A 24,236-nucleotide genomic window follows, 5' to 3' on the forward strand; every position below is an offset into this window, starting at 1 on the left:
ACTGGTGGAGGTAAGCGGGATCGAACCGCTGACCTCTTGCATGCCATGCAAGCGCTCTCCCAGCTGAGCTATACCCCCGTTTCTCTAAGCAATGCCAGCTACGTTTTACGAGATAAACACACGTTTTATGGTGCGTTTTTCGTCGTTCGTTGCCGGTTTTGTTTAGTGCCGTTGGCGAAGAAACGAGATTATGCACGAACAAAATCGGGTGTGCAAGTCGATCGCGGGCAAAAACCGTAAAACGACAAAAAAAATGGGGGTTGGATGACTTTTTTTGCGTATTTTGTGATCGATTCATCGCAAAACGGGTGCCATCGATTTGTGCAGAATCCAGGAAAATCAATGGCTTGTGCTGATGCTATCGTGAGAGGCAAAAAATTTCTTCAATCCGTGGCTTTCGCGTAAAAAAAACGGCGCGACAACATCGAGAATTCACGCATGAGCACGAAGACTTCGTTTCCCACTCGGCCACTTGGCCGCAGCGGCATGGCCATTACGCGGATCGGTCTGGGCGCGTGGGCAATCGGCGGCAACGGCTGGGCGGTGGGGTGGGGGCCGCAAGACGACGCCGACTCCATCGCGGCGATCCGGCTGGCGGTGGACCGAGGCATCAACTGGATCGACACCGCCGCGGTCTACGGGCTGGGCCATTCCGAAGAGATCGTGCGCCGCGCGCTGGCGCAGATGGCGCCGGGTGAAAGGCCCTACGTGTTCACCAAATGCGGGCTGACCTGGTCGGCCGACAATCCCCAGGCGATGCCCCGCCGCACCGGCGCGCCCGCCAGCATCCGCCGCGAAATCGAGGGCTCGCTGCGCCGCCTGGGCGTGGAACGTATCGACCTTTACCAAATGCACTGGCCGGCCGGCGACGGCACGCCGATCGAGACCTATTGGCAGGAACTGCTGGACCTGAAGCAGGAAGGCAAGGTGGGGGCGATCGGCCTGTCGAATCACAATCTGGCGCAGGTGCAGGATGCCGAGTCGCTGGGCCACGTGGATTCGCTTCAGCCGCCGTTCTCGGCAATTCAGCGCGCCGCCGCCGCTGACCTGATCCCATGGTGTGCCGAACACGACATCGGCGTGATCGTCTATAGCCCGCTGCAATCCGGATTGTTAAGCGGTGCGTTTTCCGCCGAGCGCGCGCGTGCGTTGCCTCCGGACGATTGGCGCGCCCGCAATGCGGAGTTTTCGTCGCCCAACCTGGACCGGAACCTGGCGCTGGCCGATGCCTTGAAACCCATTGCCGAACAGCACGGCACCACGGTGGCCGCGGTTGCCGCAGCGTGGACGCTGGCTTGGCCCGGCGTCACCGGGGCGATCGTGGGCGCGCGCAGCGCCGCGCAGGTCAACGGTTTGCTGGGCGCGGCGGAGCTGGAGTTGGATAGCGACGACATGGACGCCGTCGCTGAAGCGATTGAACTGACCGGCGCGGGCGCCGGACCTGTGCGCCCGCCCGATGACAGCGGCCGCTTGCCGGTCAACCTGTTCGCTTAGGTCTGGAGCCTGGATTTGGGTCTGGGTCTGGGACTGGATCTGGACCTGGATCTGGACCTAAGCCCAGGTCTGGCCCCCGGGGCCGATCAGCCCCGGCGCGCCTTGCGGTGGCTGCCGATGGCGGCGATCAGCACCAGACCCATCAACGCCAACGCCAACTTGTCGCCAAATCGCGCATAAGGGGTCAGCCCCGTCATGCCCTGAACCGACACCGGCAGCACGCCCGGCTGCAAGGGCGCGAGCTGGGCCGCGACATGGCCCTTGGCATCGATAGCGGCGGTGATGCCGGTATTGGTGGAGGTCAGCATGGGGCGCGCGGTTTCCATGGTGCGCAGGCGGCCAATCTGCAAATGCTGGCGCAAGGCCCACGAATTGCCGAACCAGCCCAGGTTGCTGACGTTGACCAGGATGGTCGCGCCGGGCTCGCCGTTGGTGCCGGTCTGCAACGCGGGCAGCAGATCGGGGCCGAACAGATCTTCGTAGCAGATGTTGAAGGCGATGTGCTGGCCACCCACCGCGAACGGCGTCTGGCGTGCCGCGCCGCGATCGAAGTCGCCCAGCGGCATGTTCAGCAGGTCCACGAACCAGCGGAATCCAGGCGGCACGTATTCGCCCCAAGGCACCAGATGGCGCTTGTCGTAGCGCATGGCGGTGGTGCCACGCACCAGTTGTTCGATCGGCGTGTTGCCGTCAAAGCCCATCACGCTGTTGGTGTAGCGGTCGCGGCCATCGACCTGGTCGTGCAGGGGCACGCCCATGGCGATCGTCATGTTGCCGCGCGCGGCCACGCCGCGCCAGGCGTCCCAGACGCGCGGGTCCAACTGGTCTTGGAAGATGGGCAGCACCGTTTCGGGCAGGATCACCAGTTGCGGCGCGGGCACGCCCTGGGCGGGCGGCAATGCCGTCATTTCCAGATGGCGCACCAGGCTTTGCTCCAGCAAGGCCGGATCAAATTTCTGCGACTGTTCGATGTTGCCCTGGATCAGCCGCACGTTGAGCGGGTCGCCGGTTGGGGCGGACCAGTCCATGCGGGACAGCGGCCAACCGACAGCGGCAAGCGCCAGCGCGATGCCGGCCGCCATGGCCTGGCGCGAATCCATGGCCTTCTTGCGGGACGGTTGCCACAAGGTGGCGATCGCCGCCGCGACGAAGGCGGCGATGAACGCCATGCCATGCACGCCCAGAATCGGCGCCCAGCCGGCGATGGGGCTGTCCACCTGGGCGTAGCCGATGTTCAGCCACGGAAAACCCGTCAGCAAGACGGCGCGCAACCATTCGAAGCCGCCCCACATCGCGGCCCAGGCCAGGGCGGACGCCAGGATTCCAAGGGGCGTGGCGTCGGCGGTGAGGGGGGCATAGCGGCGCGTCAGCGCGCTGGCCGTGGCGGGAAACAAGGCCAGGAAGGCGGACAAGGCCAGCACGCCGGCCACGGCCAGCGGCGCGGCCAGATCGCCGTAGCGATGCATGCTGATGAACAGCCAGTACAGGCCCACCGCATAGGTGGCGAAGCCGAACAGCCAGCCCCGCAGCCAGGCCTGCCTGGCCGACGGCGCGGTCAGCGTGACGCGCGCCGCGATGGCCAGCATCAGAATCTGCGTGATCGCCAATGCCCAATCGGGCAAGGGGCCGGGCGCGAAGCTCAGGGCGTGCACGGCGCCGGCCAGCGTCAAGCCGGCGGCGCCACGCAGAAGGGTGCTGCGCGGGATACGGCTCATTCGTCGTCGGCGGGGCGGGCGGTTTGGGTGGGATCGTTGCGCTTGACGCGCAGCCAGATGGCGCGGCGGGCGTCGCCTCGGGCCACTTCCATGCGCAGGCCGTCGAATTCGGCGACGTCGCCCCGGCGCGGAATGCGGCCCAACTGGCCGCCCATCCAACCGCCGACGCTATCGTATTCGTCGTCCGGCAACGCGCAGCCGAACACCTCGTTGAAGTGCGAGATGTCCGTGGCCGCCATGACGCGCCACTGGTTTTCGCCTTCGGGGAAGATCTCGTCTTCCTCGGTTTCGTCGAATTCGTCTTCGATTTCACCGACGATCTGTTCCAGCACGTCTTCCATCGTGACCAGGCCCGAAATACCGCCGTGCTCATCGATGACGATGGCCTGGTGGTTACGGCTGGCGCGGAATTCGTGCAGCAGCACGTTCAGGCGCTTGGATTCGGGAATGAACACGGCGGGGCGGACCAGCGTGCGCAATTCGATGTTGGGTTCCAGCATGCAGCGCAGCAGATCCTTGGCCAGCAGGATGCCGATGATGTTGTCGCGGTCGCCCTCGTAGACCGGGAACCGCGAATGCGCGGTTTCGATCACCGAGGCCACCAGATAGGGGATGGGCTGCGTGACGTCCAGCAGATCCATGCGCGAGCGGGGAACCATGATGTCGCCGACGGTGCCTTCGGACACGGCCAGCGCACCCTTGATCATCTTGTAGGACTCGGCGTCCAGCAGGTGGCGATCGTGGGCGGCTTCCAGAATGGCCTTGATGCCTTCGCGGTCCTCGGGCTCTCGGCGCACAAGGGAAAGCAGGCGGTCTAGAAGGGATTTGGTGGCGGGTTTGGATGAGCGAGCAGTGGTCGCTTCAGGAGCAGGGTAAGGGTCAGACATCGTCCGGGAGGACAAGTTATGGAGGGGCCAGCATAACCGAAACTGACCTGCCTTTTGTTACGACGGCCTCGAAAATGGGGCCAAACAACGGCATCTGCGCCTTGCTGGCCGCCATTTTCATAAGATTCGTAAGGGTAGACCCGGACCTCCGGGCCCACCTGAACCCCGCGCTGGGCTCACATGAAAGCCGTGTTGAGCCGGCGCCTGTCGGCTTCAGTCAGCGACGACGTACGGGTCGTTGATGCCCATCTGCGCCAGCGTGGCCGTTTCCAGCGCTTCCATGCGCTTGGCGTCGCGTGCCTTGATGTGGTCGTAGCCCAGCGAATGCAGCACGCCATGGATGGTCAGGTGGGCCGCGTGTTCAAGCAGCGGCTTGCGCTGTTCACGGGCCTCGCGCACCAGCACGGGCACGCACATCACGATATCGCCGCGCGCCACGCCCACGGGGTCCACGCCATACTCAAAAGTGAGCACGTTGGTGGCGTAGTCGCGTTCGCGGAAGTCGCGGTTCAGGCGGCGGCCCTCGGCCGCGCCGACCAGGCGCAGGCTGAGCTCGGCGGCCGAGAAATCAACCAGGCCATCTTCGGCGGCGGCCGTCAGCGCGCGCTCAGCCCACCGACGCAGGCGCCAGCGGGGCAGGCGTGGCTCTTCCACCCCGTATTGCACGGACAGGGACAGCTCAGGCTTCATTTTCAGAGGCGCGGTCGTAAGCGTCGACGATGCGGGCCACCAAGGGGTGGCGCACGACGTCGCGGCTGGTGAAGCGGGTGGTGGCGATGCCTTGCACGTCTTCAAGCACCTTGACCGCGTGGGCCAGGCCGCTGTCCTGGCCGCGCGGCAGGTCCACCTGCGACGGGTCGCCGGTAATGACGGCCTTGCTGCCGAAGCCGATCCGCGTCAGGAACATTTTCATTTGTTCCGGCGTGGTGTTCTGCGCTTCGTCCAGGATCACGAAGGCGTGGTTCAGCGTGCGGCCGCGCATATAGGCCAGCGGTGCGATTTCGATGGTCTGCTTTTCAAACAGGCGCTGCACCTTTTCAAAACCCATCAGGTCGTACAGCGCGTCGTACAGCGGGCGTAGGTACGGGTCCACCTTCTGAGCCAGGTCGCCGGGCAGGAAGCCCAGGCGCTCGCCGGCTTCGACGGCAGGGCGGGTCAGCACCAGGCGCTGCACGGTGTCGCGTTCCATGGCGTCGATGGCGCAAGCCACCGCCAGCCAGGTCTTGCCGGTGCCGGCCGGGCCAACGCCAAACGTGATGTCGTGCTTCAGGATGTTGTTCAGGTAGTCGCGCTGGCGCGGCGTGCGCGGGCGCAGGTCGCTGCGCTTGGTGCGCAGCGCGATGCTGTCGCTTTCGTCGTCCAGGGCGGGCAGCGGGTCGGCTTCGGGGGCCTGTGCTTCCTGCTTGTCTTCCTGGCGGCCGACGCCGATTTCGACCAGGCCCAGCTGGATGTCGTCCACCGACAGAGCGCGGTGCACGGCCTGTTCGTGAAAGCGCCGCAGCACGCGGCCGGCCAGTTCAGCCCGTTCGCCTTCAATGGTGACGCGGCTGCCGCGGCGCGAAAGCTTCACTTCCATGCCATCGGCAAGCTGACGCAAATTTTCGTCCAGCGGGCCGCACAGGTTGGCCAGGTGGGTGTTGTCGCCGTCCAGGTTGACGACGGCGGGCATGCTGCGACGGGCGCGGGAACGGGGAGTGGTCATTCGGCCTCTTGGGGAACGCGGTCCACATCGGCCACCCGGGCGCGCAACGAATTCGTGTGCGCTTCGGTGATGATGACGTCGACCATTTGTCCGATGAGCCGCGCGGGCGCGGCGAAATTCACGATGCGGTTGTTCTCGGTGCGGCCCATCAGCTCGTTGGGGTCGCGGCGCGAGGGGCCTTCGACCAGCAGGCGCTGGCGGGTGCCGACCATGTTGCGGGCGATGGTGGCCGCCTGCTCGTTGATCAACGCTTGCAGGCGCTGCAGGCGGCGCAGTTTCACGTCTTGCGGCGTGTCGTCCGTCAGGTCGGCGGCGGGCGTGCCCGGGCGGCGCGAGTAGACGAACGAGAACGAGGTGTCGAAACCGACGTCCTCGATCAGCTTCATGGTCTTTTCGAAGTCTTCTTCGGTTTCACCGGGGAAGCCCACGATGAAGTCCGACGACAGGGTCAGGTCCGGGCGCGCCGCGCGCAGGCGCCGCACCACCGACTTGAATTCCAGCGTGGTGTAGCCGCGCTTCATGCCGGCCAGCACGCGGTCGCTGCCGGCTTGCACGGGCAGGTGCAAAAACGACACCAGCTTGGGCAGGCGGGCGTAGGCGTCCACCATGCGCTGGGTCATTTCCTTGGGGTGCGAGGTTGTGTAGCGGATGCGTTCGATGCCGGGAATTTCGTGCACGTATTCCAGCAGCATGGCGAAGTCGGCGATCTCGTCCGAGCCTTCCATCTTGCCGCGATAGGCGTTCACGTTCTGGCCCAGCAGCGTCACTTCCTTCACGCCCTGGTCGGCCAGGTCGGCCACTTCGATCAGCACGTCCTCGAACGGGCGCGAGACTTCCTCGCCGCGCGTGTACGGCACGACGCAGAAGCTGCAGTACTTGCTACAGCCTTCCATGATGGACACGAACGCCGTGGCGCCATCAACGCGCGGGGGCGGCATGTTGTCGAACTTTTCGATTTCCGGAAAGCTGATGTCCACCTGCGAGCGGCCTTCGGCACGGCGGCGCGCGATCAGGTCGGGCAGGCGGTGCAGGGTTTGCGGCCCGAACACCACGTCCACGTACGGGGCGCGCTTGACGATGGCAGCGCCTTCCTGGCTGGCCACGCAGCCGCCCACGCCAATCACCAGGTTCGGATTGGTCTTCTTCAGGTGCTGCACCCGGCCCAGATCCGAAAACACTTTTTCCTGCGCCTTTTCACGCACCGAACAGGTGTTGAACAGGATGACGTCGGCCTCTTCCGGGTTGTCGGTCAGTTCCAGGCCCTGGTCGCCGCGCAGCACGTCGGCCATCTTGTCCGAGTCGTACTCGTTCATCTGGCAGCCAAAGGTGCGGATGTACAGCTTGCGGGGGGAACCTGTGCCGGCGTCAGCGGCGGAAGTGTCAGGGACGGGCGCGGCGGGGGGGCCGTCACCGGGCGCGTTGCCGCGCTTGAGGGAGGTAGCTTGCATGATGGTCGCCGTGACGGGTGTAGATCCCGGGGGCTTCAATGAGGTGGAAAGGCGGAATTTTAACCCTTGCGTGGAAATTGTTTCTTTGCCGTGCGTGCGGGTGCCGTTACGATAGCGAGCCGGCTGGGTTTGAGTCGGCAGTAATATCTCTTATTCTCCTTGAGCGTTACCGATGAATCCCGATCCCCTGACGCCCCAGGCTGCCGTTTCGGTGGCCCCAGCCGCGCCCGGTCTATCCCCGCAGAAGCCGATCCGCCACCCTGTTTCCTTAGTGACGTGGCTGCTGCTTGCCGGGGTGTTGGCGCTGGTGGCCGGCGCCTGCGCGCGCTGGATCGATCTGCCGCTGGCCATCTGGATCAAGCAATCTGTCTCCGACGGTGTGAACCTGTCCTTCGAATGGATCGGGGAATTGGGCGAAAGCGGCCCGTACATCGGCGTGGCGCTGGCGTTTTACGTTGTGGGTCTGATTGGCCTGGCACGCGGCTGGAGCAACCCGCTGCGCATGAGCTACGCCAGCATGGCGCGCGGCAGCCTGCTGATGCTGTCCACCCTGGCGGTGGGCGGCTTGATTGTGCTCTTGCTTAAACGTTCGGTGGCGCGGGCGCGTCCCGAGTTGTTTTTCGAGAAGGGCATCTACGGCCTGGGCGAATCCTTTTCGCGCGCACAGCAGTTCAATTCCTTTCCGTCCAGCCACACCTATGCGGCCTTCGCCGTGGCCGTCGTGCTGGCTATCCTGGCGCCGCGCTGGCGCGCGGTCTTTTATCTGTTGGCCGTGCTGGTGGCAATGAGCCGCCTGGTCAACCTGGACCATTACCTGTCGGACGTGATGACCGCGGCCGGCATCGCCTTCGTGGTGGGTCATATGCTGGCGCCGCGCGTGTTGGGCAGCCAGTACCAATGGCCGCTGCGCGCGCCGTGGCGCTGGTGGAAGAAGGCGTAAGCGTGCGTGTTGAATAAAAGAAAGGCCGCGATGGTGTGAACTGACCCCAAGAAGTTGGACAGTTAAAAGCTAAGGGCCGAAGGCCTGGGTCCGGTATTGAACCGGGCTCAGGCCTTTTAGCTTGAGCTTGATGCGGTGGTGATTGTAGTAGTGGATGTAGCGGCGGATGCCGGCCTGTAGCTGCTCGATGCTCTCGAAGCGGTTCAGATGGAAGAACTCCGACTTGAGCGTGCCGAAGAAGCTCTCCATGGCGGCGTTGTCCAGGCAGTTGCCCTTGCGGGACATGCTCTGGGTGACGGCGCGCTCGGCCAGCAGGCGCCGGTAGGCGCGTTGCTGGTATTGCCAGCCCTGATCCGAGTGCAGCAACGGCGTATCCAAGGGTTTGAGCTTGGCGAAGGCCTTTTTCAGCATCTTGGTCACCAGGCTGAACACTGGGCGCTGCTCGGTTTGATAGGCCACGATCTCGCCGTTGTACAGGTCCATCACCGGGGACAGATACAGCTTCTTGCCCTGGACGTTGAACTCGGTCACGTCGGTAGCCCACTTCTGGTTGGGGCCAGACGCCTCGAACTGGCGCTTGAGCAAATCCGGTGCGATCCGGCCTACCTCGCCACGGTATGAGCGATATTTCTTGGCCCGCACTAGCGATTTGATCCCCAGCGCCTGCATCAGGCGCTGCACCGTCTTGTGGTTGATCAGTTCGCCGGCCTGGCGCAGCACCGAGGTGATCCGGCGATAGCCGTAGCGCCCCTTGTTGCGAGCATAGACGGCACCGATCCTGGCCTTGAGCCCGGCGTACTTGTCCGCCGCGCCCTGCGCCTTCAGATGGTAGTAAAACGTGCTGCGCGACAGCCGGGCTGCGCGCAGCAACAATGTCAGCGGATGGGCTGACCTTAATCCTTGGACCATTTGCGCTTTTTGACGAGCGCTTCGGTCCGTTCCGCTTGGATCAAGGCCTTCAATTTTTTTAGGTAGTCGAGCTCCGCACGCAGATAGGCATTCTCTTTGCGCAACTCGTCCTCGGTCATGTCTTTGGGGGTCGGTGCCGGAGGGTATTTATGCGGCATGGGACGTCTACCTTTAGTTCGCGGCGCCAACGCGCCTGCTCCCCCAGCATCATACTGGGCGCGCCAGATGCCGATGCTGCCCGCGTGACGAATGTCATAGAGCGCCGCAGCCTGGCGATCTGACAGGCCATCAAGGTCTATCCGCCCAAGCACCTCCTGCTTGAACGCCGCATCGTAATGACTGAACTTCTTGGCTAGCCCAGCACTGCCGTGCTGCTCGTAGCTCGCTACCCAACGGCGCAGCATCGAATGCTCGATCCCATGGCTGCGGGCCACCTCTCGATAGCCAAGCTGGCCAGCTAAGTAATGCCTTACCGCATTCAGCTTGAATCGCTCATCGTACTTCGTCATGAAAAACACCCCAAAGGTCGGACGGGTGTCCAACTTCTGGGGTGCAGTTCAGGTGATCGCGGCCTTTTTTTCACGGGTGGGTGTCAGGCGAAATTGACGACCACGCGGCGGTTCGTGCGGCTTTTCTTTTCAATCTTGGCGATGGCCACCGCACCGATTTCGCTGGTGTTGCGCACATGCGTGCCGCCACAGGGCTGGCGGTCCACGCCCGGGATGTCGATGATGCGGATCTTGGCCGTGCCGGCTGGCGGCGCGGCGCCGATGGTACGCACCAGGTCGGGCTGCGCGGCCAGTTCTTCGGGCGTGATGCCATTCACGGCAACGTCCAGGCCACGGTTGATCAGTGCGTTCAGGCGCTCGGTCAGTTCGCCTTTTTCCAGGGTGGATTCGGGCAGGTCGAAATCGATGCGCGCGGAGTCGGGCGAGATGCTGCATCCGGTCACCGGCGCGGGCACCAAGGCGCCCAGCAAGTGCAGGCAGGTGTGCAGGCGCATCAGGCGATGGCGGCGCGGCCAGTCGATGGCCACGGTGACGCGGTCACCCACTTGCGGGGCCGCGTCGCCCTCCGGCAGGGCCAGCACGTGCAAGATGCGCTGGCGGTCGTCTGCGTAGACCGTGTCCGCCAATGGCAGCACCCGCCCATCGGACAGGGTCAGCGTGCCGCTGTCGCCGGCCTGGCCACCGCTGCGTGCATAGCAGATGGTCTCGTCCAGCTCGACGCCTTCAGCGGTGACGGCAATGATGGTGGCCTCGCACTGGTCCAGGTAGGGCTCGTCGTCGAAACGTTTGCGGGTGGCGATGATGCGGGTGGCGGTCATGCAGGGTCTCCGGTTTGTAAGGGACGGGGCGCGTTACGCCAGGGTCTTCAGCCCTTGCGGCGTGTCGATCAGCGCGGTCAGGCGCGGCTGCCCGTCGGTTTGTTCCAGGTCGATCAGGGTGTCGGCCCCCATCCAGGTCAGCCCTTGGCGCAGCAGGCCCGCCTGCGGATGGCAACCGGTCAGGCGCACCAGCTTCAGGGGCTGGCGCGGCAGGCTGATGCCGGGGTAGGCGTCCACGTCCCATTGGATCAGCGTGGGCAGCAGGCCGTCGCCCGCCATGTGGCCCGCTTCGCGCCAGGCGGGCAGGCTGCCGTCGTCCGGCACCGTCAGGCGCCAGCGGAGATCACCGCGCGTCATGGGGATGACGGGGGCGATGCGTTCGGGGTGTTCGGCCTGCATGCGGGTCAGGTCCAACGGCGCTTCTACCCGCGCGGCCCAGTGCGCCAGGAAAGGCGCCTGTTCCAGCCGCGCGCGCATGTCGCCCTGGTCCAGTCCGAACCAGCGGGGGCGCTCGGGCGCGGGTGCATCGGGATCAATCGCGATGACCTCCAGATACACGCCGTCCGCCATGCCCAGCACGCGGTTGTGGGTGCCCATGCGCGGGTGCGCGCCGCCGCCCTGGGGCGCGATGCCCAGCAGGCCCGCGACATATTCGGTACCGCTGGCAAGGTCCGCCGCGGCGATGACGAGATGATCGATGGTGAGTTTCATGGTGGTCTATGGTAGCGAATGCGGAAGGATTCGTACCCGTACACCGTGCAGCGACGGGACAGTACAGTTTTGACTTGGTTTGGCGCAGACTTCTTGAGCGATCTAGGCGTTGCATAACACATACCAGGCAGAAAGCACAAAGCCCGTCGCGGGCGACGGGCTTTGGGAAACGCAAGACAGATCAGGATCAGGCGACTTCGCCTTCCTCGCCTTCCTTCTTGACCGGCTTGATCAGGTCTTCGCGCTTGACGCCCATCCACATGGCCAGCGCGGCGGCGACGAACACCGACGAATAGATGCCGAACCAGATGCCGATGGTGAGCGCCATGGCGAAGTAGTGCAGGGTGGGGCCGCCGAAGAACAGCATGGCCAGCACCATCATCTGCGTGGAACCGTGGGTAATGATGGTTCGCGAGATGGTCTGGGTGATGGCGCTGTTGATGACTTCGGTGACGTCGGCCTTGCGGTACTTGCGGAAGTTCTCGCGGATCCGGTCCATGATGACGACCGATTCGTTCACGGAATAGCCCAGCACCGCCAGCACGCCCGCCAGCACCGCCAGCGAGAATTCCCACTGGAAGAAGGCGAAGAAGCCCAGGATGATCACCACGTCGTGCAGGTTGGCGATCACGCCGGCGACGGCGAACTTCCATTCGAAGCGAAAGCCCAGGTACACCATGATGCCGATGACCACAACTAGCAAGGCCATCAAGCCGTTGTGCAGAAGCTCCTGGCCGATCTGCGGCCCGACGAACTCCACGCGGCGCAGTTCCACGCCGGAGTCTGCTGCCTTCAGGGCGGCCAGCACGCTTTCGCTTTGGGTGGCGGACGTTTGGCCTTCCTGAAGCGGCAGGCGGATCATGACGTCGTGCGAGGTGCCGAAGTTCTGCACCTGGAAGTCGGTGTAGCCCAGCTTGGACACCACGCCGCGCACGTTTTCAAGCTGCGCCGTCTGGGCGTAGTTGACTTCCATGACCGTGCCGCCGGTGAATTCGATCGACAGGTGAAAGCCGCGCGTGACGATGAAGAAGACCGCCAGGACGAACGTGACGAGACTGATGATGTTCAGCACCAATGCGTGGCGCATGAACGGGATGGTGCGGTGAATACGGAAGAATTCCATTTTTCGCCTTCGGTTCTTTTCTACGGCGGATGGCTGTGCGCCACCCGCCTTATTGTCAGTTTGCCTTCGGTTTCCAGACTTCGCCGATGGAGATCGTGGTGAGCTTCTTCTTGCGGCCGTAGTACAGGTTGGCCAGGGCGCGCACGCCCACCACCGACGAGAACATGGACGTCAGGATGCCCAGGCAGTGCACCACCGCGAAGCCCCGGATCGGACCCGAGCCGAAGGCCAGCAGCGCCAGGCCGACGATGAGCGTCGTGAGGTTCGAGTCAAGAATCGTGCCCCAGGCGCGTTCGAAACCTTGGTGGATGGCCTGCTGCGGGGAAGCCCCGGCGCGCAGTTCTTCGCGTATCCGCTCGTTGATCAGCACGTTCGAGTCAATGGCCATGCCGAGTGTCAGCGCAATAGCGGCGATACCGGGCAAGGTCAGCGTGGCTTGCAGCATGGACAAGAGCGCCAGCAGCAGCAACACGTTCAGCGTCAGGCCCACCGTGGAGAACACGCCGAACAGGCGGTAGTACACGATGATGAAGGCGGCGATGGCCAGGAAGCCGTACAGCGTCGAATGGAAGCCCTTCGAGATGTTGTCGGCGCCCAGGCTCGGGCCGATGGTGCGTTCTTCGATGATGGACATCGGCGCGGCCAGCGCGCCCGCGCGCAGCAGCAGCGCGGTGTCGGCGGCTTCTTCGGAGCTCATGCTGCCCGAGATCTGCACCTGGCCGCCCGCGATTTCGCTGCGGATGACCGGCGCCGTGACCACTTCGCCCTTGCCGTTTTCGAACAGCAGGATGGCCATGCGCTTGCCGATGTTGTCGCGGGTGACGTCGCGGAAGATACGCGCGCCCTTGGAGTCCAGCGTCAGGTGGACGGCGGCTTGCTGGGTTTGCGAGTCGCGGCCGGGTTGGGCGTCTTGCAGGTTTTCACCCGTCAGCACCACTTGGCGGCGAACCAGGATCGGGCGGCCGTCGCGGTCGTTGTAGCGTTCCAGGCCGAAGGGCACGGTGCCGCCCAGCAGCGCGCCTTGCGCGGTGGGGGAGTCGTCGACCATGCGGATTTCCAGCGTGGCGGTGCGGCCCAGCAGTTCCTTGGCCTTGGCCACGTCTTGCACGCCGGGCAGTTGCACCACGATGCGGTCCGCACCCTGTTGCTGGATGACCGGTTCGGCTACGCCCAGTTCGTTGATGCGGTTGTGCAGCGTGTTGATGTTCTGCTTCAGCGCGGAGTCTTGCACGCGCTGGACGGCGGCGGGATTCAGTGCGCCGATCAGCAGGGGCTTGCCGCCTTCTTCGCGTTCGGCGAATTCCAGGTCAGGCAGGCGGGTACGCAGGGTGGCGATGGCGCGATCGCGATCGTCGTTATTGGCGAACGTGGCGGCAACACCCATGCCCGAGCGTTCAACGCCGGCCACGTTGACCTTCTGGTCACGCAGCACGGAACGCACATCGGCGGCCAGCGAGTCGTAGCGGGCGGTCAGCGCGCCCTGCATGTCGACTTGCAGCAGGAAGTGCACGCCGCCGCGCAAGTCCAGGCCCAGGTACATGGGCTTGGGGGCGAACCAGCCCATGGCGCGCATCCAGGGAGGCGACGCGGGCAACAGGTTCAGCGCCACGGTGTAGTGCGGATCGTCGGCGACGGTGTTCAGGGATTTTTCGATCAGGTCACGGGCCTGCAGTTGCAGGTCGGTTGACGTGAAGCGGGCGCGCACGGTGCCGAGCGTGCCGTTTTGTTCGTAGAAGACGCCTTCGTTCGGGATCTTGGCGTCAGTCAGGATTTGTTCGACCCGGTTCAGCATGGCCGGATCCACCTTGATGGTGGCCTTGGCGCTGGAAACCTGGACCGCGGGGGACTCGCCGTAGAAATTGGGAAGCGTGTACAGCAGGCCAATGATGACCGCGATCAGGACCGTAATGTACTTCCAGAGGGGATAGCGGTTCATTGCCGGCTACTTCATGTCAGGGTGATAAAAGGGCCGCCCGGGCGATGAACGCGGCGGGCGGCGGTGGGGTCCCATCAAACGTAAGAGCCCGACGGGGCTCCTATTAGACGCTTAAAGGGCCTTGATGGTTCCTTTAGGAAGCACGGTCGACACCGACGATTTCTGCATGATCACTTCAACGGGCTTGTCGGCCAGTTCGGACACTTCAACGGTCACGTAGCTGTCATTGACCTTGGTGACTTTGCCCAGCATGCCGCCGGCGGTGACCACTTCGTCACCCTTGGCCAGGGCGGCGATCAGGTTGCGGTGTTCCTTCTGACGCTTCATCTGCGGGCGGATCATCAGGAAGTAGAGGATCACGAACATCAGGACGATGGGCAACATGCCCATCAGCGCATTACCTTCAGGGGCGGCGGCTTGAGCCACGACGAGGCTTGCGGTATCGATAACGGACATTGAATTCTCCTGCGTTTAAGTCTGTTTGGGTTGTTTGTTGCTACGGACGGCCATGCCCGAGTTCTCTATGTAACTACGACACATCGCCATACCCACTAGCTGTCTTGTTATGCGCCCATCCCCGCGCGAGCCATGGATAGGGCAAGCCGGCTATTGTATCCATCTTATTGCCGGCCTTTCACTAGGGGGGGATCCCAATCTATGGGGGCAAAACCCCAATAGAAAAGTCCCCCGGACAAAAAAAGCCCGCTATTCAATGCCGCGGGCGCGGTCCGCGGCGAACTGCGCGCGCCAGGCGTCGAAACGGCCTTCGGCGATGGCTTCGCGCATTTCCTTCATGATAGTCAGATAGAAATGCAGATTGTGCAGCGTGTTCAGGCGCGCGCCGGTGATCTCGTTGGCCCGTTGCAGATGGTGCAGGTAGGCGCGCGAGAAATTGGCGCAGGTGTGGCAAGTGCAACTGGGGTCCAGCGGGCGGGTGTCGTCGCGGTACTTGGCGTTGCGGATCTTGACGTCGCCAAAGCGGGTGAACAGCCAGCCGTTGCGGGCGTTACGGGTGGGCATGACGCAGTCGAACATGTCCACGCCACGGCTCACGCCCTCGACCAGGTCTTCCGGCGTGCCCACGCCCATCAGGTAGCGCGGCGCCTGGGCCGGCAGCTTCGGCGTGACGTGCGCCAGGATGCGCATCATGTCTTCCTTGGGCTCGCCCACGGATAGCCCGCCGATGGCGTAACCATGGAAGCCGATGTCCTGCAGGCCCGCCAGCGATTCGTCGCGCAGCGATTCATACATGCCGCCCTGAACGATGCCGAACAGCGCGTTCGGGTTGCCCAGGCGGTCGAATTCGTCGCGCGAGCGGCGCGCCCAGCGCAAGGACATGCGCATCGAGCGCGCGGCTTCTTCAACGGTGGCGGGGCGGCCATCGATTTCATACGGCGTGCATTCATCGAACACCATGACGATGTCGGAATTCAGCGAACGCTGGATGCGCATGGATTCTTCGGGCGTCAGGAACAGGCGCGCGCCGTCGATGGGCGAGGCGAACTTCACGCCTTCCTCGGTGATCTTGCGCATGCCTTGCAGGCTGAACACCTGGAAGCCGCCCGAGTCGGTCAGGATGGGCTTGTCCCATTGCATGAAGCCATGCAGGCCGCCGTGCTTTTCCATGATGTCCGTGCCCGGGCGCAGCCACAGGTGGAACGTGTTGCCCAACACGATCTGCGAGCCGATTTCCTTCAGCTCGTGCGGCATCATGGCCTTGACGCTGCCATAGGTGCCCACGGGCATGAAGATGGGCGTTTCGACCACGCCGTGGTTCAGCGTGACGCGGCCGCGGCGGGCGCCGCCGTCAGTGGCGAGCAGTTCAAAATTCAGACCAGTCATGGGGCGGAAGACTCGATAAACATGGCGTCGCCATAGCTGAAGAAACGGTAGCGCTGGGCTACCGCGTGGGCGTAGGCGCGGCGGATCGGCTCAACGCCGGCCAGCGCCGACACCAGCATCAGCAGGGTCGACTGGGGAAGGTGGAAGTTGGTGACCAGGGCGTCCACGACGCGGTACTGGTAGCCAGGCGTGATGAACAGGCGGGTGTCGCCCTGGGCGGCGGCCAGGGGCAGGCCGGGCGCCGTGCGGCCTTCGGTCTGCGCGGCGGCGGATTCCAGCGCGCGCACGCTGGTAGTGCCCACGGCGATGACGCGGCCGCCCTTGGCGCGGGTGGCGGCAATGGCGTCCACCGTGGCCTGGGGCACCGTGAACCACTCGGCGTGCATGATGTGGTCGGCCAGGTTGTCGACCCGCACCGGCTGGAACGTGCCCGCGCCGACGTGCAGCGTGACAAAAGCGCGCTCGATACCCAGGTCGGCCAGGCGGTCCAGCGTGGGCTGGTCAAAGTGCAGGCCGGCCGTGGGGGCGGCGACCGCGCCGGGTTCGCGGGCATAGACGGTTTGATAGCGATCGTCGTCGCCCGCGTCGGCCGCGTGCGTGATGTAGGGCGGCAGCGGGGTGGCGCCATGGGCGTCCAGCAAGTCCAGCACGGGGCCGGGGAAGCGGATGTCGAAGAGCTCGCCTTCGCGGCCCAGCACGGTGGCCTCGAAGGCCTCTGCCAGGCGCAACACCATGCCGGGTCCGGGCGATTTGCTGGCGCGCACGTGGGCCAGGACGCGGTCGGATTCGGTGATGCGTTCGACCAGTACCTCGACCTTGCCGCCGGTAATCTTGTGGCCGGCCAGGCGCGCCTTGATGACGCGGGTGTCGTTGAACACCAGCAGGTCGTTGGGGCGCAGCAAATCGGTCAGGTCGGCGAACTGGCGGTCGTGCAATTGGCCAGCGGCGTCCAGATGCAGCAGGCGGCTGCCCGTGCGCTGGGCGGCGGGCGTTTGCGCGATAAGCTCGGGCGGCAGCTCGTAATTGAAATCGGAAACGGTCAGGGACTGGGTCACGCGGATATCTGTCTGTCAGTGAGGGCGGCCCGGAAAACGAGGGCTGGGCCAGCCGGGCGGGCTCGGGGCAACCGGGTATTGTAAAGGCGAAGGTTATCAGGGCCGGAATACAGGGGCGCCCGTAACCGTCGCAGGTTTTGTATGCTCTCGGTTTTGCAGGACGGGCAACAAGGTGGACAGCGCATGACGGGACAAGCGAAGAAGCGGGTGGGCGGGCTCAGGCAATGGCTGGCCGGCGGGCTGCTGGCCTTGTCGGCAGGTTCCGCCTTTGCGCAGGTCCAGGGCTTGCCGCCAGACGTCATCAAGGCGTGGAAGGCCACCAAATTGCCCGACAGTTCGCTGTCGCTGGTGGTGCAGGAACTGGGCGGCCCGCGCATGGTGGCCCTGAACGCCAAGGAACCCCGCAACCCCGCGTCGGTGATGAAACTGGTCACCACCTGGGCCGCGCTGTCGGAGCTTGGCCCCAATTACGTCTGGCGCACTGAATTCATGACCGCGCCGGGCGCCCGGCCCGACGCGCGTGGCGTATTGGCCGGCCCCCTGTACCTGCGGGCGGGCGGCGACCCCCAATTCCTGATGCAAGACCTATGGGCCCTGTTGCGCGAATTGCGGCTGCGCGGGGTCAAGCAGATCAATGACTTGATCATCGACCGCAGCATCTTCGGCCAGGTCGCCATCGACCCCGGCGCCTTTGACGGCGCGCCCGACCGCGCCTATAACGCCAGCCCCGATGCGCTGATGGTGGGCTTTGGCGCGCAGCGCCTGCTGTTCACGCCGGACGCCGCCGCGCAGAAATGGGTGCCCCTGATCGACCCGCCGTTGCCCGGCTTGAAACTCGAGGGCAGCGTGGAATGGAGCGACATCCGTTGCCCCGGCCCGCCCGTGGTCACGACGGAACCGCTGATCACCCAGCAGGGCGTCACGATCCGCCTGGGCGGCAAGGTGGCGGGTTCGTGCGGGGAATTCAGCCTGTACCGTCTGGCCTTGTCGCAACCCGAATACGCCACCGAAATCTTCCGCCTGCTGTGGAAAGAGCTGGGCGGCACGTTCAAGGGGCAGGTCAAGTCCGGCATGGTGCCGGGCGACGCGGTGGTGCTGGCTTCGCACGATTCGCCGACGTTGGCCGAAGTGATCCGCCAGATCAATAAGCGCAGCAACAACGTCATGGCGCGCACGCTGCTGCTGACCCTGGGTGCCGAGCGCGGCCGCCGGCCCGCCACGGTGACCAGCAGCGAGGCCGTGGCCAAGGGCGCGCTGGTCAAGCAGGGGCTGGACATGCCTGAACTGGTCATCGACAACGGCGCGGGCCTGTCGCGCGAGGCCCGGGTGTCGGCCGACAGCCTGGCGTCGATGCTGACCGTGGCGTGGAATTCGCCGGTCATGCCGGAATACATTTCATCGTTCGCCATTGCCGGGGTGGACGGCACGGTGCGCCGCCGCCTGAAGGGCGACGGCACGCTGGGCATGGCCCACCTGAAGACGGGATCGCTGCGCGACGTGCGCGCGATCGCCGGTTACGTGCTGGGCGCCAGCGGCAAGCGCTACGTGGTGGTCAGTATCGTGAACCACGAGCAGGCGGGTGCCGTCCGCGCGTTCGACGACGCGCTCATCGCGTGGCTCGCAGAACAGTAGATGTTGGTTGCCCCCACGCCGCGCGCACTACGTGCGCTTGCTGCCCCCCGAGGGGGCTTTTTCCCCTTGGGGCGGCCCGGCGGGGAAAAGTCCCCTATGCTCCGCGCGGCTTCCAAACCGATTACGATCCTCAGCTATGGCTCGCAAATGGCCTGAGGCGACAACCCCTGTATTTCAATATTCTGGAGAATTACGCACATGCCCGTGCACGAAATCCGCCATCCGCTGATCCGCCACAAGCTCGGGATCATGCGTCGCGCCGACCTCAGCACCAAGAGCTTCCGGGAGTTGTCGCAGGAAGTGGGCGCGTTGCTCACGTACGAAGCGTCCAAGGACCTGCCGCTGGCGCCCGCCACCGTGCAGGGCTGGTGTGGTGAGGTTCAGGTTGAGAAAATCGCCGGCAAGAAAGTCACGGTGGTGCCCATCTTGCGCGCCGGCATCGGCATGCTGGATGGCGTGCTCAGCTTGATTCCCGGCGCCAAGGTCAGCGTGGTGGGCGTGGCCCGCAACGAAGAAACGCTGGAAGCCCATACGTACCTGGAACGCCTGGTCGGTGAACTGGACCAGCGCCTGGCGCTGATCGTCGACCCCATGCTGGCAACCGGCGGCTCGATGGTGGCCGCGATTGATCTGCTCAAGCGCGCCGGCTGCAAGGAAATCCGCGCCCTGGTGCTGGTGGCCGCGCCCGTCGGCATCGACACCGTGCTGGCCAAGCACCCCGACGTGCATATCTACACGGCGTCCATCGATGATGGCCTGAACGAACACGGCTACATCATGCCGGGCCTGGGCGACGCGGGCGACCGCATTTTCGGCACGACGCAAAAGGCGGTTTGAGGCAAGCGGCTACGCGCCGCCATCACCCTCGATATGTTGGCCAAACCATTGCAAGCGCGGCGCCAGCCCGGCCACTTCGCCCACGATCAACAGGGCGGGCGACCGGATGGCGTGTTCCGCCGCCAGGCGGGGCAGGGCTTCCAGCGTGCCCGACAGCACGCGCTGTTCCGGCCGGCTGCCGTTTTCGATCAGCGCGAACGGCGTGTCGGCCGCACGGCCATGAGCCAGCAGGCGGCGGGTCAGCAGGTCTAGCTGACCCACGCCCATATAGAACGCCAGCGTCTGCTTTTCACGCGCCAGCGCCGGCCAATCCAGATTGTCTTCGTCTTCACGGCAGTGCGCCGTGATCAGCCGCACCGACTGCGCATGCTCGCGGTGCGTCAGCGGAATGCCGGCATAGGCGGCACAGGCCAGCGCGGCCGTGATGCCCGGCACCACCTCGAAGCGCACCTTGTGTGCGCGCAGGTACTCCAGTTCTTCGCCGCCCCGGCCAAAGATGAACGCATCGCCACCCTTCAAGCGCACCACCCTGCGGCCGGCTTGTGCATGTTCCACCAGCAGGGCATGGATGCGGGCCTGGGTGGCGTGGTGGTTTTCACCGGGAAGCTTGCCCACGGCAATGCGCTCGGCATCGCGGCGCGCCAGCGACATCACGTCGTCGCTGACCAGGCGGTCGTACAGGATGACGTCGGCTTCGTTCAAGGCGCGCAGCGCCTTCAGGGTCAGCAGGCCGGGGTCGCCCGGCCCCGCGCCCACCAGCACCACGCTGCCGTCGGCCGGGGCCAGCGGCGCGTCCAGAGCCTGGGTCAGCGCGGCTTCGGCCTGCGCGGGTTGCTGCTGGCGCAGCAGGCCCGCCACCGGGCCGTCCAGCAGCCAGTCGTAGAAGCGGCGGCGCGCGCCCAGGTCGGGATGGCTGGCGCGGATGCGCTTGCGGTAGGTCGCGGCCAGCGCGGCCAGTTGGCCCAGCGTATGGTCGAACAGGGATTCGATGCGCTCGCGCACGCGGCGCGCCAGCACGGGCGCCACGCCCGACGACGAGATCGCCACGATGACGGGCGAGCGGTCGACAATGGAGGGCACCTGGAACGAGGACAGTTCCGGGTCGTCCACCACATTGGCAAAAATGCGTCGCGCGCTGGCGGCGTCGGATACCTCGGCATTGGCGCCGCGGTCGTCCGTGGCGGCCACCACCAGCCACACGTCGTTCAGCCAGTCGGGGTTGAACCGGCCGGCCAGATGGCGGACGCGGCCCTGGGCGGCCAGCTCGGTCAGTGCCGGGGTCAGTTCCGGCGCGCCCACGACCACGTCGGCCATGGCTTCCAATAGCGCGAGCGTCTTGCGCTCGGCCACCGCGCCACCGCCCACCACCAGCACTCGCCGACCCTTCAGGTCAGCAAAAATCGGGAAAAGCTTCATCTTGTGCCCGCCTCGGGCGTACCCGGCAAAATATCAGCCGATGATAGGGACGGGCTTACATCCCCACAACTTTTGATTTCTTGAATCCTTATATCCAGAACTTATATCCAGAACTTATTTGGTCAGGCGCTGCCCAGCCACTGGCTCATTTCGACGACCTCGCGCGCCACCTCGCCCAGCCGCTTCTGGCTTTGCATGGCGCGGTCACGCAACAGCCGGTGGGCTTCCTCTTCCGGAATCGAGCGCGTCTTCATCAGGATGCCCTTGGCCTTTTCCACCCACTGGCGCTCGGCCAGCCGCAGTTGCGCGTCGCGCAGTTCCTCGCGCCGCGACTTTTCCATGGCGAAGCGTTCAATCGCCACCGTCAACAAGGGTTCGATGCGGGTTGCCGGCACGTCGCCCACCACATAAGCCGCCACGCCCGCGCGCAACGCGGTGCGGATGGTGTCGCGGTTGCCGTCGTCGGTGAACATGACCACCGGCCGGTCGCTGTGTGCGCTGGCCACACAGACGTTTTCCAAGGTGTCGCGCCCGGGGGCGTCGCTGTCGATCAGCACCACGTCCGGGGCCGCCTGGGCGATGGCAGTGGCCAGGTCGGTGCCGGGCGCCACTTCCGAGACCACGTGTACGCCCGCCGCGGCAAGCGTTTGCCGCAGCGACGCCGCGCGTCCCTCGCCATCATTCAGCAGCATGACCTTCAGCATGTGTTTCCCCCGATGCCGTGGTGCATGCAAGTTCCATGCCATCCCGGATTGCGCGCGCGGCAAGAATCCCACGCACAGCTGCAGGGCGTGGGCGGCACAGGGATGGTGCGCCGCCGCATCGCATCGCGCACCAACTTGGTTCCGTGGCAAATACAACGGTCATCGCGCGCCTACGAATGATTCATCGCAACGCCAATGCTGGCGCGGCATACCGACCGGCCAAGGCATTTTCTTGCGCGTCTGGCACAGCGTTTGCTTGAGTGATATCGGGCGGCCAACGGCGGTCGCCGACGCAACGCGCCGCACTACGCGGCAAGGGACAACGACGTTCCGCTGCGCCAATGGACTGGGTTCCATGGCGCGCGGGACGTTTTTTTTTGCCAGGAGCCATGCATGACGCCAGTAACACGTAGCCCCTCATCCGACCTTGCCCCTCTTGTCGATGCGGGCGCGAATGCCAGCCGCCGCAAGTGGTTGAGCGGCACGGCGCGCGCGGTGGCGGGCGCCGGCCTGCTGTCCTTGGTCGACCCGCTGGTGCGCGCCGGCGCCTGGGCGGCCGGCACGGACGCACCGGAAAAGACCGAGGTGAAGATCGGCTTTATTCCGCTGACCGATTGCGCATCGGTGGTGATGGCGTCGGTGCTGGGCATCGACAAGAAATACGGCGTGACCATCACGCCGTCCAAGGAAGCGTCGTGGGCTGCCGTGCGCGACAAGCTGCTGACCGGCGAGCTCGATATGGCGCACGTGCTGTATGGGCTGGTGTACGGCGTGCACCTGGGCATCGGCGGCCCCAAGAAGGACATGGCGGTCTTGATGAGCCTGAATCAGAACGGGCAGGCAATCTCGCTATCCAACAAGGTGTTGGAAGGGGGCGCGCGCGATGGCGAATCGCTGGCCAAGCTGATGGCGTCCGACAAGCGCGAATACACCTTCGCGCAGACCTTCCCGACCGGCACGCACGCCATGTGGCTGTATTACTGGCTGGCCGCCTATGGCATCAATCCAATGAAAGACGCCAAGGTCATCACCGTGCCGCCGCCGCAGATGGTGGCGAACATGCGCGTGGGCAATATGGACGGCTTCTGCGTGGGCGAGCCCTGGGGCGCGCGCACCATCATGGACAAGATCGGCTTTACCGCCGTGACCTCGCAAGGCATCTGGCAGGACCATCCCGAAAAGGTGCTGGGCACCAGCGCGGATTTTGTGTCGCGCAATCCGAACACGGCGCGCGCCGTCACCGCCGCCATCCTAGAGGCCGGCAAGTGGATCGACGCCTCGCCTGCCAACCGCCAGAAGACGGCCGAAACCATCGCCGCCAAATCCTATGTGAACACGGACGCCAGCGGCATCGTGGACCGCATGCTGGGGAAGTACCAGGACGGCCTGGGCAAGACCTGGACCGACGAGCACGCCATGCGCTTCTACGCCGACGGGGCGGCCAACTTTCCGTACCTGAGCGACGGCATGTGGTTCCTGACGCAGCACAAGCGGTGGGGCCTCTTGAAAGAGCACCCCGACTACCTGGCGGTGGCCAAGCAGATCAACCGCATCGACCTCTACAAGCAGGCCGCGCAAGCCGCGGGTGTGGCCTTGCCCACCAGCGAAACGCGCAGCTCGACGCTGATCGACGGGGTGAAGTGGGACGGCAGCAACCCGGCGGCCTATGCCGACGGATTCAAGGTCAAGGTCTGACCGGAAAACCACAAGAGGGTTTGCTATGACTACTACCGTAACGACTGAGGGCCGGGGTGAGGCGTTTGTCGCCGCTGGCCGCGAGAAACTGGAATCGGCGCTCAAAGCAGTGGCCGGACCGGTGGCCGGCTTCGCATTGTTTGTGCTGATGTGGCAGGTGATCGCGATGCAGATTCCAGAGCTCCCCACGCCGGGGGTGACCTGGCATGCCGCCGTGACGCTGTTTTCCGACCCGTTCTACGACAACGGCCCCAACGACAAGGGCATCGGCTGGAACCTGGTGGCCTCGCTGGAGCGCGTGGCCATCGGCTTTGGCCTGGCGGCGGTGATCGGCATTCCGGCGGGCTTCGCCATCGGCCGCTACGCCGCCATCAACGCCATGTTTTCACCCATCGTCAGCCTGTTGCGTCCGGTGTCGCCGCTGGCCTGGCTGCCGCTGGGATTGCTGCTGTTCAAGGCCGCCAACCCCGCCGCGATCTGGGCGATTTTCATCTGTTCGATCTGGCCGATGATCATCAACACCGCCGTGGGCGTGTCGCGCGTGCCGCAGGACTACTTGAACGTGGCGCGGGTGCTGAACCTGTCCGAATGGAAGCTGACCACGAAAGTGCTGCTGCCGGCCGTGCTGCCCTATGTGTTGACCGGCGTGCGCCTGTCCATCGGCACCGCCTGGCTGGTGATCGTGGCGGCGGAAATGCTGACCGGGGGCACGGGTATCGGCTTCTGGCTGTGGGATGAATGGAACAACCTGAAGGTCGAGCACATCGTCATCGCCATTTTTGTGATCGGCATTGTGGGCTTGCTGTTGGAAACCCTGCTGGTGGCCCTGGCTCGCCGCTTTACCTACACCGAGGAATAGCGCC

Annotated in this window: 21 protein-coding genes and 1 tRNA gene; 6 read left to right on the forward strand and 16 right to left on the reverse strand. The window is 64.8% G+C overall.

Going from position 1 to position 24,236, the window contains the following annotated elements:
• Positions 1-2: 2 nt before the first annotated feature.
• Positions 3-78: transfer RNA gene (locus CVS48_RS12940), tRNA-Ala, on the reverse strand.
• 360 nt (positions 79-438) lie between these two features.
• On the opposite strand from CVS48_RS12940, the gene CVS48_RS12945 reads away from it, so the two are divergent.
• A complete protein-coding gene (locus CVS48_RS12945) occupies positions 439-1,494 on the forward strand; it encodes an aldo/keto reductase (protein ID WP_100854804.1) in 1,056 nt (351 codons plus the stop codon).
• Between the two features lie 86 nt (positions 1,495-1,580).
• Here CVS48_RS12945 and lnt read toward each other — a convergent pair whose 3' ends face one another.
• The 5 genes from lnt to miaB form a co-directional block, all read right to left on the reverse strand.
• Positions 1,581-3,209, reverse strand: a complete 1,629-nt coding sequence (gene lnt, locus CVS48_RS12950; protein WP_100854805.1) for an apolipoprotein N-acyltransferase — start codon at positions 3,207-3,209, stop codon at positions 1,581-1,583.
• Positions 3,206-4,096, reverse strand: coding sequence for an HlyC/CorC family transporter (locus CVS48_RS12955; RefSeq protein WP_100854806.1), 891 nt, complete (start codon positions 4,094-4,096; stop codon positions 3,206-3,208). Before CVS48_RS12955 ends, lnt begins: the two co-directional genes overlap by 4 nt.
• Positions 4,097-4,309: 213 nt before the next feature.
• A complete protein-coding gene (ybeY, locus tag CVS48_RS12960) occupies positions 4,310-4,786 on the reverse strand; it encodes an rRNA maturation RNase YbeY (RefSeq protein ID WP_100854807.1) in 477 nt (158 codons plus the stop codon).
• Complete coding sequence (locus tag CVS48_RS12965) at positions 4,776-5,798, reverse strand: PhoH family protein (RefSeq protein ID WP_100854808.1); 1,023 nt, start codon at positions 5,796-5,798, stop codon at positions 4,776-4,778. The genes ybeY and CVS48_RS12965 overlap by 11 nt, the downstream gene beginning before the upstream one ends.
• A complete protein-coding gene (gene miaB / locus CVS48_RS12970; RefSeq protein ID WP_100854809.1) occupies positions 5,795-7,246 on the reverse strand; it encodes a tRNA (N6-isopentenyl adenosine(37)-C2)-methylthiotransferase MiaB in 1,452 nt (483 codons plus the stop codon). The genes CVS48_RS12965 and miaB overlap by 4 nt, the downstream gene beginning before the upstream one ends.
• A gap of 172 nt (positions 7,247-7,418) precedes the next feature.
• On the opposite strand from miaB, the gene CVS48_RS12975 reads away from it, so the two are divergent.
• On the forward strand, positions 7,419-8,186 hold the full coding sequence (locus CVS48_RS12975; RefSeq protein WP_100854810.1) for a phosphatase PAP2 family protein: 768 nt from the start codon (positions 7,419-7,421) through the stop codon (positions 8,184-8,186).
• A 69-nt stretch (positions 8,187-8,255) separates the two neighbouring features.
• Here CVS48_RS12975 and CVS48_RS12980 read toward each other — a convergent pair.
• The 8 genes from CVS48_RS12980 to queA all read right to left on the reverse strand — a co-directional run bounded on the left by CVS48_RS12980 (position 8,256) and on the right by queA (position 17,089).
• Positions 8,256-9,604, reverse strand: a protein-coding gene (locus CVS48_RS12980; RefSeq protein WP_419191428.1) for an IS3 family transposase whose coding sequence is annotated in 2 segments (ribosomal slippage) — positions 8,256-9,119 and positions 9,122-9,604 — 1,347 coding nt in all. Because the reading frame shifts where the segments join, the coding sequence is not laid out codon by codon here.
• Between the two features lie 83 nt (positions 9,605-9,687).
• On the reverse strand, positions 9,688-10,422 hold the full coding sequence (locus tag CVS48_RS12985; protein WP_100854811.1) for an alanyl-tRNA editing protein: 735 nt from the start codon (positions 10,420-10,422) through the stop codon (positions 9,688-9,690).
• 33 nt (positions 10,423-10,455) lie between these two features.
• Positions 10,456-11,133, reverse strand: a complete 678-nt coding sequence (locus CVS48_RS12990; RefSeq protein ID WP_100854812.1) for a VOC family protein — start codon at positions 11,131-11,133, stop codon at positions 10,456-10,458.
• A 187-nt stretch (positions 11,134-11,320) separates the two neighbouring features.
• Positions 11,321-12,256 (reverse strand): protein translocase subunit SecF, encoded by a 936-nt coding sequence (gene secF, locus CVS48_RS12995; RefSeq protein WP_100854813.1) that lies wholly within the window; start codon positions 12,254-12,256, stop codon positions 11,321-11,323.
• A gap of 55 nt (positions 12,257-12,311) precedes the next feature.
• Positions 12,312-14,192: a protein translocase subunit SecD gene (gene secD / locus CVS48_RS13000; protein WP_100854814.1), complete on the reverse strand. Its 1,881-nt coding sequence runs from the start codon at positions 14,190-14,192 to the stop codon at positions 12,312-12,314.
• Positions 14,193-14,303: 111 nt separating this feature from the next.
• Complete coding sequence (gene yajC, locus CVS48_RS13005) at positions 14,304-14,648, reverse strand: preprotein translocase subunit YajC (RefSeq protein WP_006221220.1); 345 nt, start codon at positions 14,646-14,648, stop codon at positions 14,304-14,306.
• Between the two features lie 249 nt (positions 14,649-14,897).
• A complete protein-coding gene (gene tgt / locus CVS48_RS13010) occupies positions 14,898-16,034 on the reverse strand; it encodes a tRNA guanosine(34) transglycosylase Tgt (protein WP_100854815.1) in 1,137 nt (378 codons plus the stop codon).
• Positions 16,031-17,089 carry a tRNA preQ1(34) S-adenosylmethionine ribosyltransferase-isomerase QueA gene (gene queA / locus CVS48_RS13015; RefSeq protein WP_100854816.1) on the reverse strand — a complete coding sequence of 353 codons (1,059 nt, stop codon included), beginning with the start codon at positions 17,087-17,089 and terminating at the stop codon, positions 16,031-16,033. The genes tgt and queA overlap by 4 nt, the downstream gene beginning before the upstream one ends.
• Before the next feature lie 183 nt (positions 17,090-17,272).
• Between queA and dacB the strand changes: the two genes are divergently transcribed.
• Together dacB and upp are read left to right on the forward strand one after the other, a co-directional pair.
• Positions 17,273-18,721 (forward strand): D-alanyl-D-alanine carboxypeptidase/D-alanyl-D-alanine endopeptidase, encoded by a 1,449-nt coding sequence (gene dacB / locus CVS48_RS13020; RefSeq protein WP_100854817.1) that lies wholly within the window; start codon positions 17,273-17,275, stop codon positions 18,719-18,721.
• 198 nt (positions 18,722-18,919) lie between these two features.
• Positions 18,920-19,558, forward strand: coding sequence for a uracil phosphoribosyltransferase (upp, locus tag CVS48_RS13025; RefSeq protein WP_100854818.1), 639 nt, complete (start codon positions 18,920-18,922; stop codon positions 19,556-19,558).
• Between the two features lie 9 nt (positions 19,559-19,567).
• On the opposite strand, the gene cysG is transcribed toward upp, so the two are convergent.
• Positions 19,568-20,974 (reverse strand): siroheme synthase CysG, encoded by a 1,407-nt coding sequence (gene cysG, locus CVS48_RS13030; protein WP_100854819.1) that lies wholly within the window; start codon positions 20,972-20,974, stop codon positions 19,568-19,570.
• Between the two features lie 122 nt (positions 20,975-21,096).
• A complete protein-coding gene (locus tag CVS48_RS13035) occupies positions 21,097-21,678 on the reverse strand; it encodes an ANTAR domain-containing response regulator (RefSeq protein ID WP_100854820.1) in 582 nt (193 codons plus the stop codon).
• 393 nt (positions 21,679-22,071) lie between these two features.
• On the opposite strand from CVS48_RS13035, the gene CVS48_RS13040 reads away from it, so the two are divergent.
• Positions 22,072-23,373, forward strand: a complete 1,302-nt coding sequence (locus tag CVS48_RS13040) for a CmpA/NrtA family ABC transporter substrate-binding protein (RefSeq protein WP_100854821.1) — start codon at positions 22,072-22,074, stop codon at positions 23,371-23,373.
• 25 nt (positions 23,374-23,398) lie between these two features.
• A complete protein-coding gene (gene ntrB, locus CVS48_RS13045; protein ID WP_100854822.1) occupies positions 23,399-24,232 on the forward strand; it encodes a nitrate ABC transporter permease in 834 nt (277 codons plus the stop codon).
• Positions 24,233-24,236: the final 4 nt, after the last annotated feature.

The organism is Achromobacter spanius, from assembly GCF_002812705.1.
Lineage (GTDB): Bacteria > Pseudomonadota > Gammaproteobacteria > Burkholderiales > Burkholderiaceae_B > Achromobacter > Achromobacter spanius.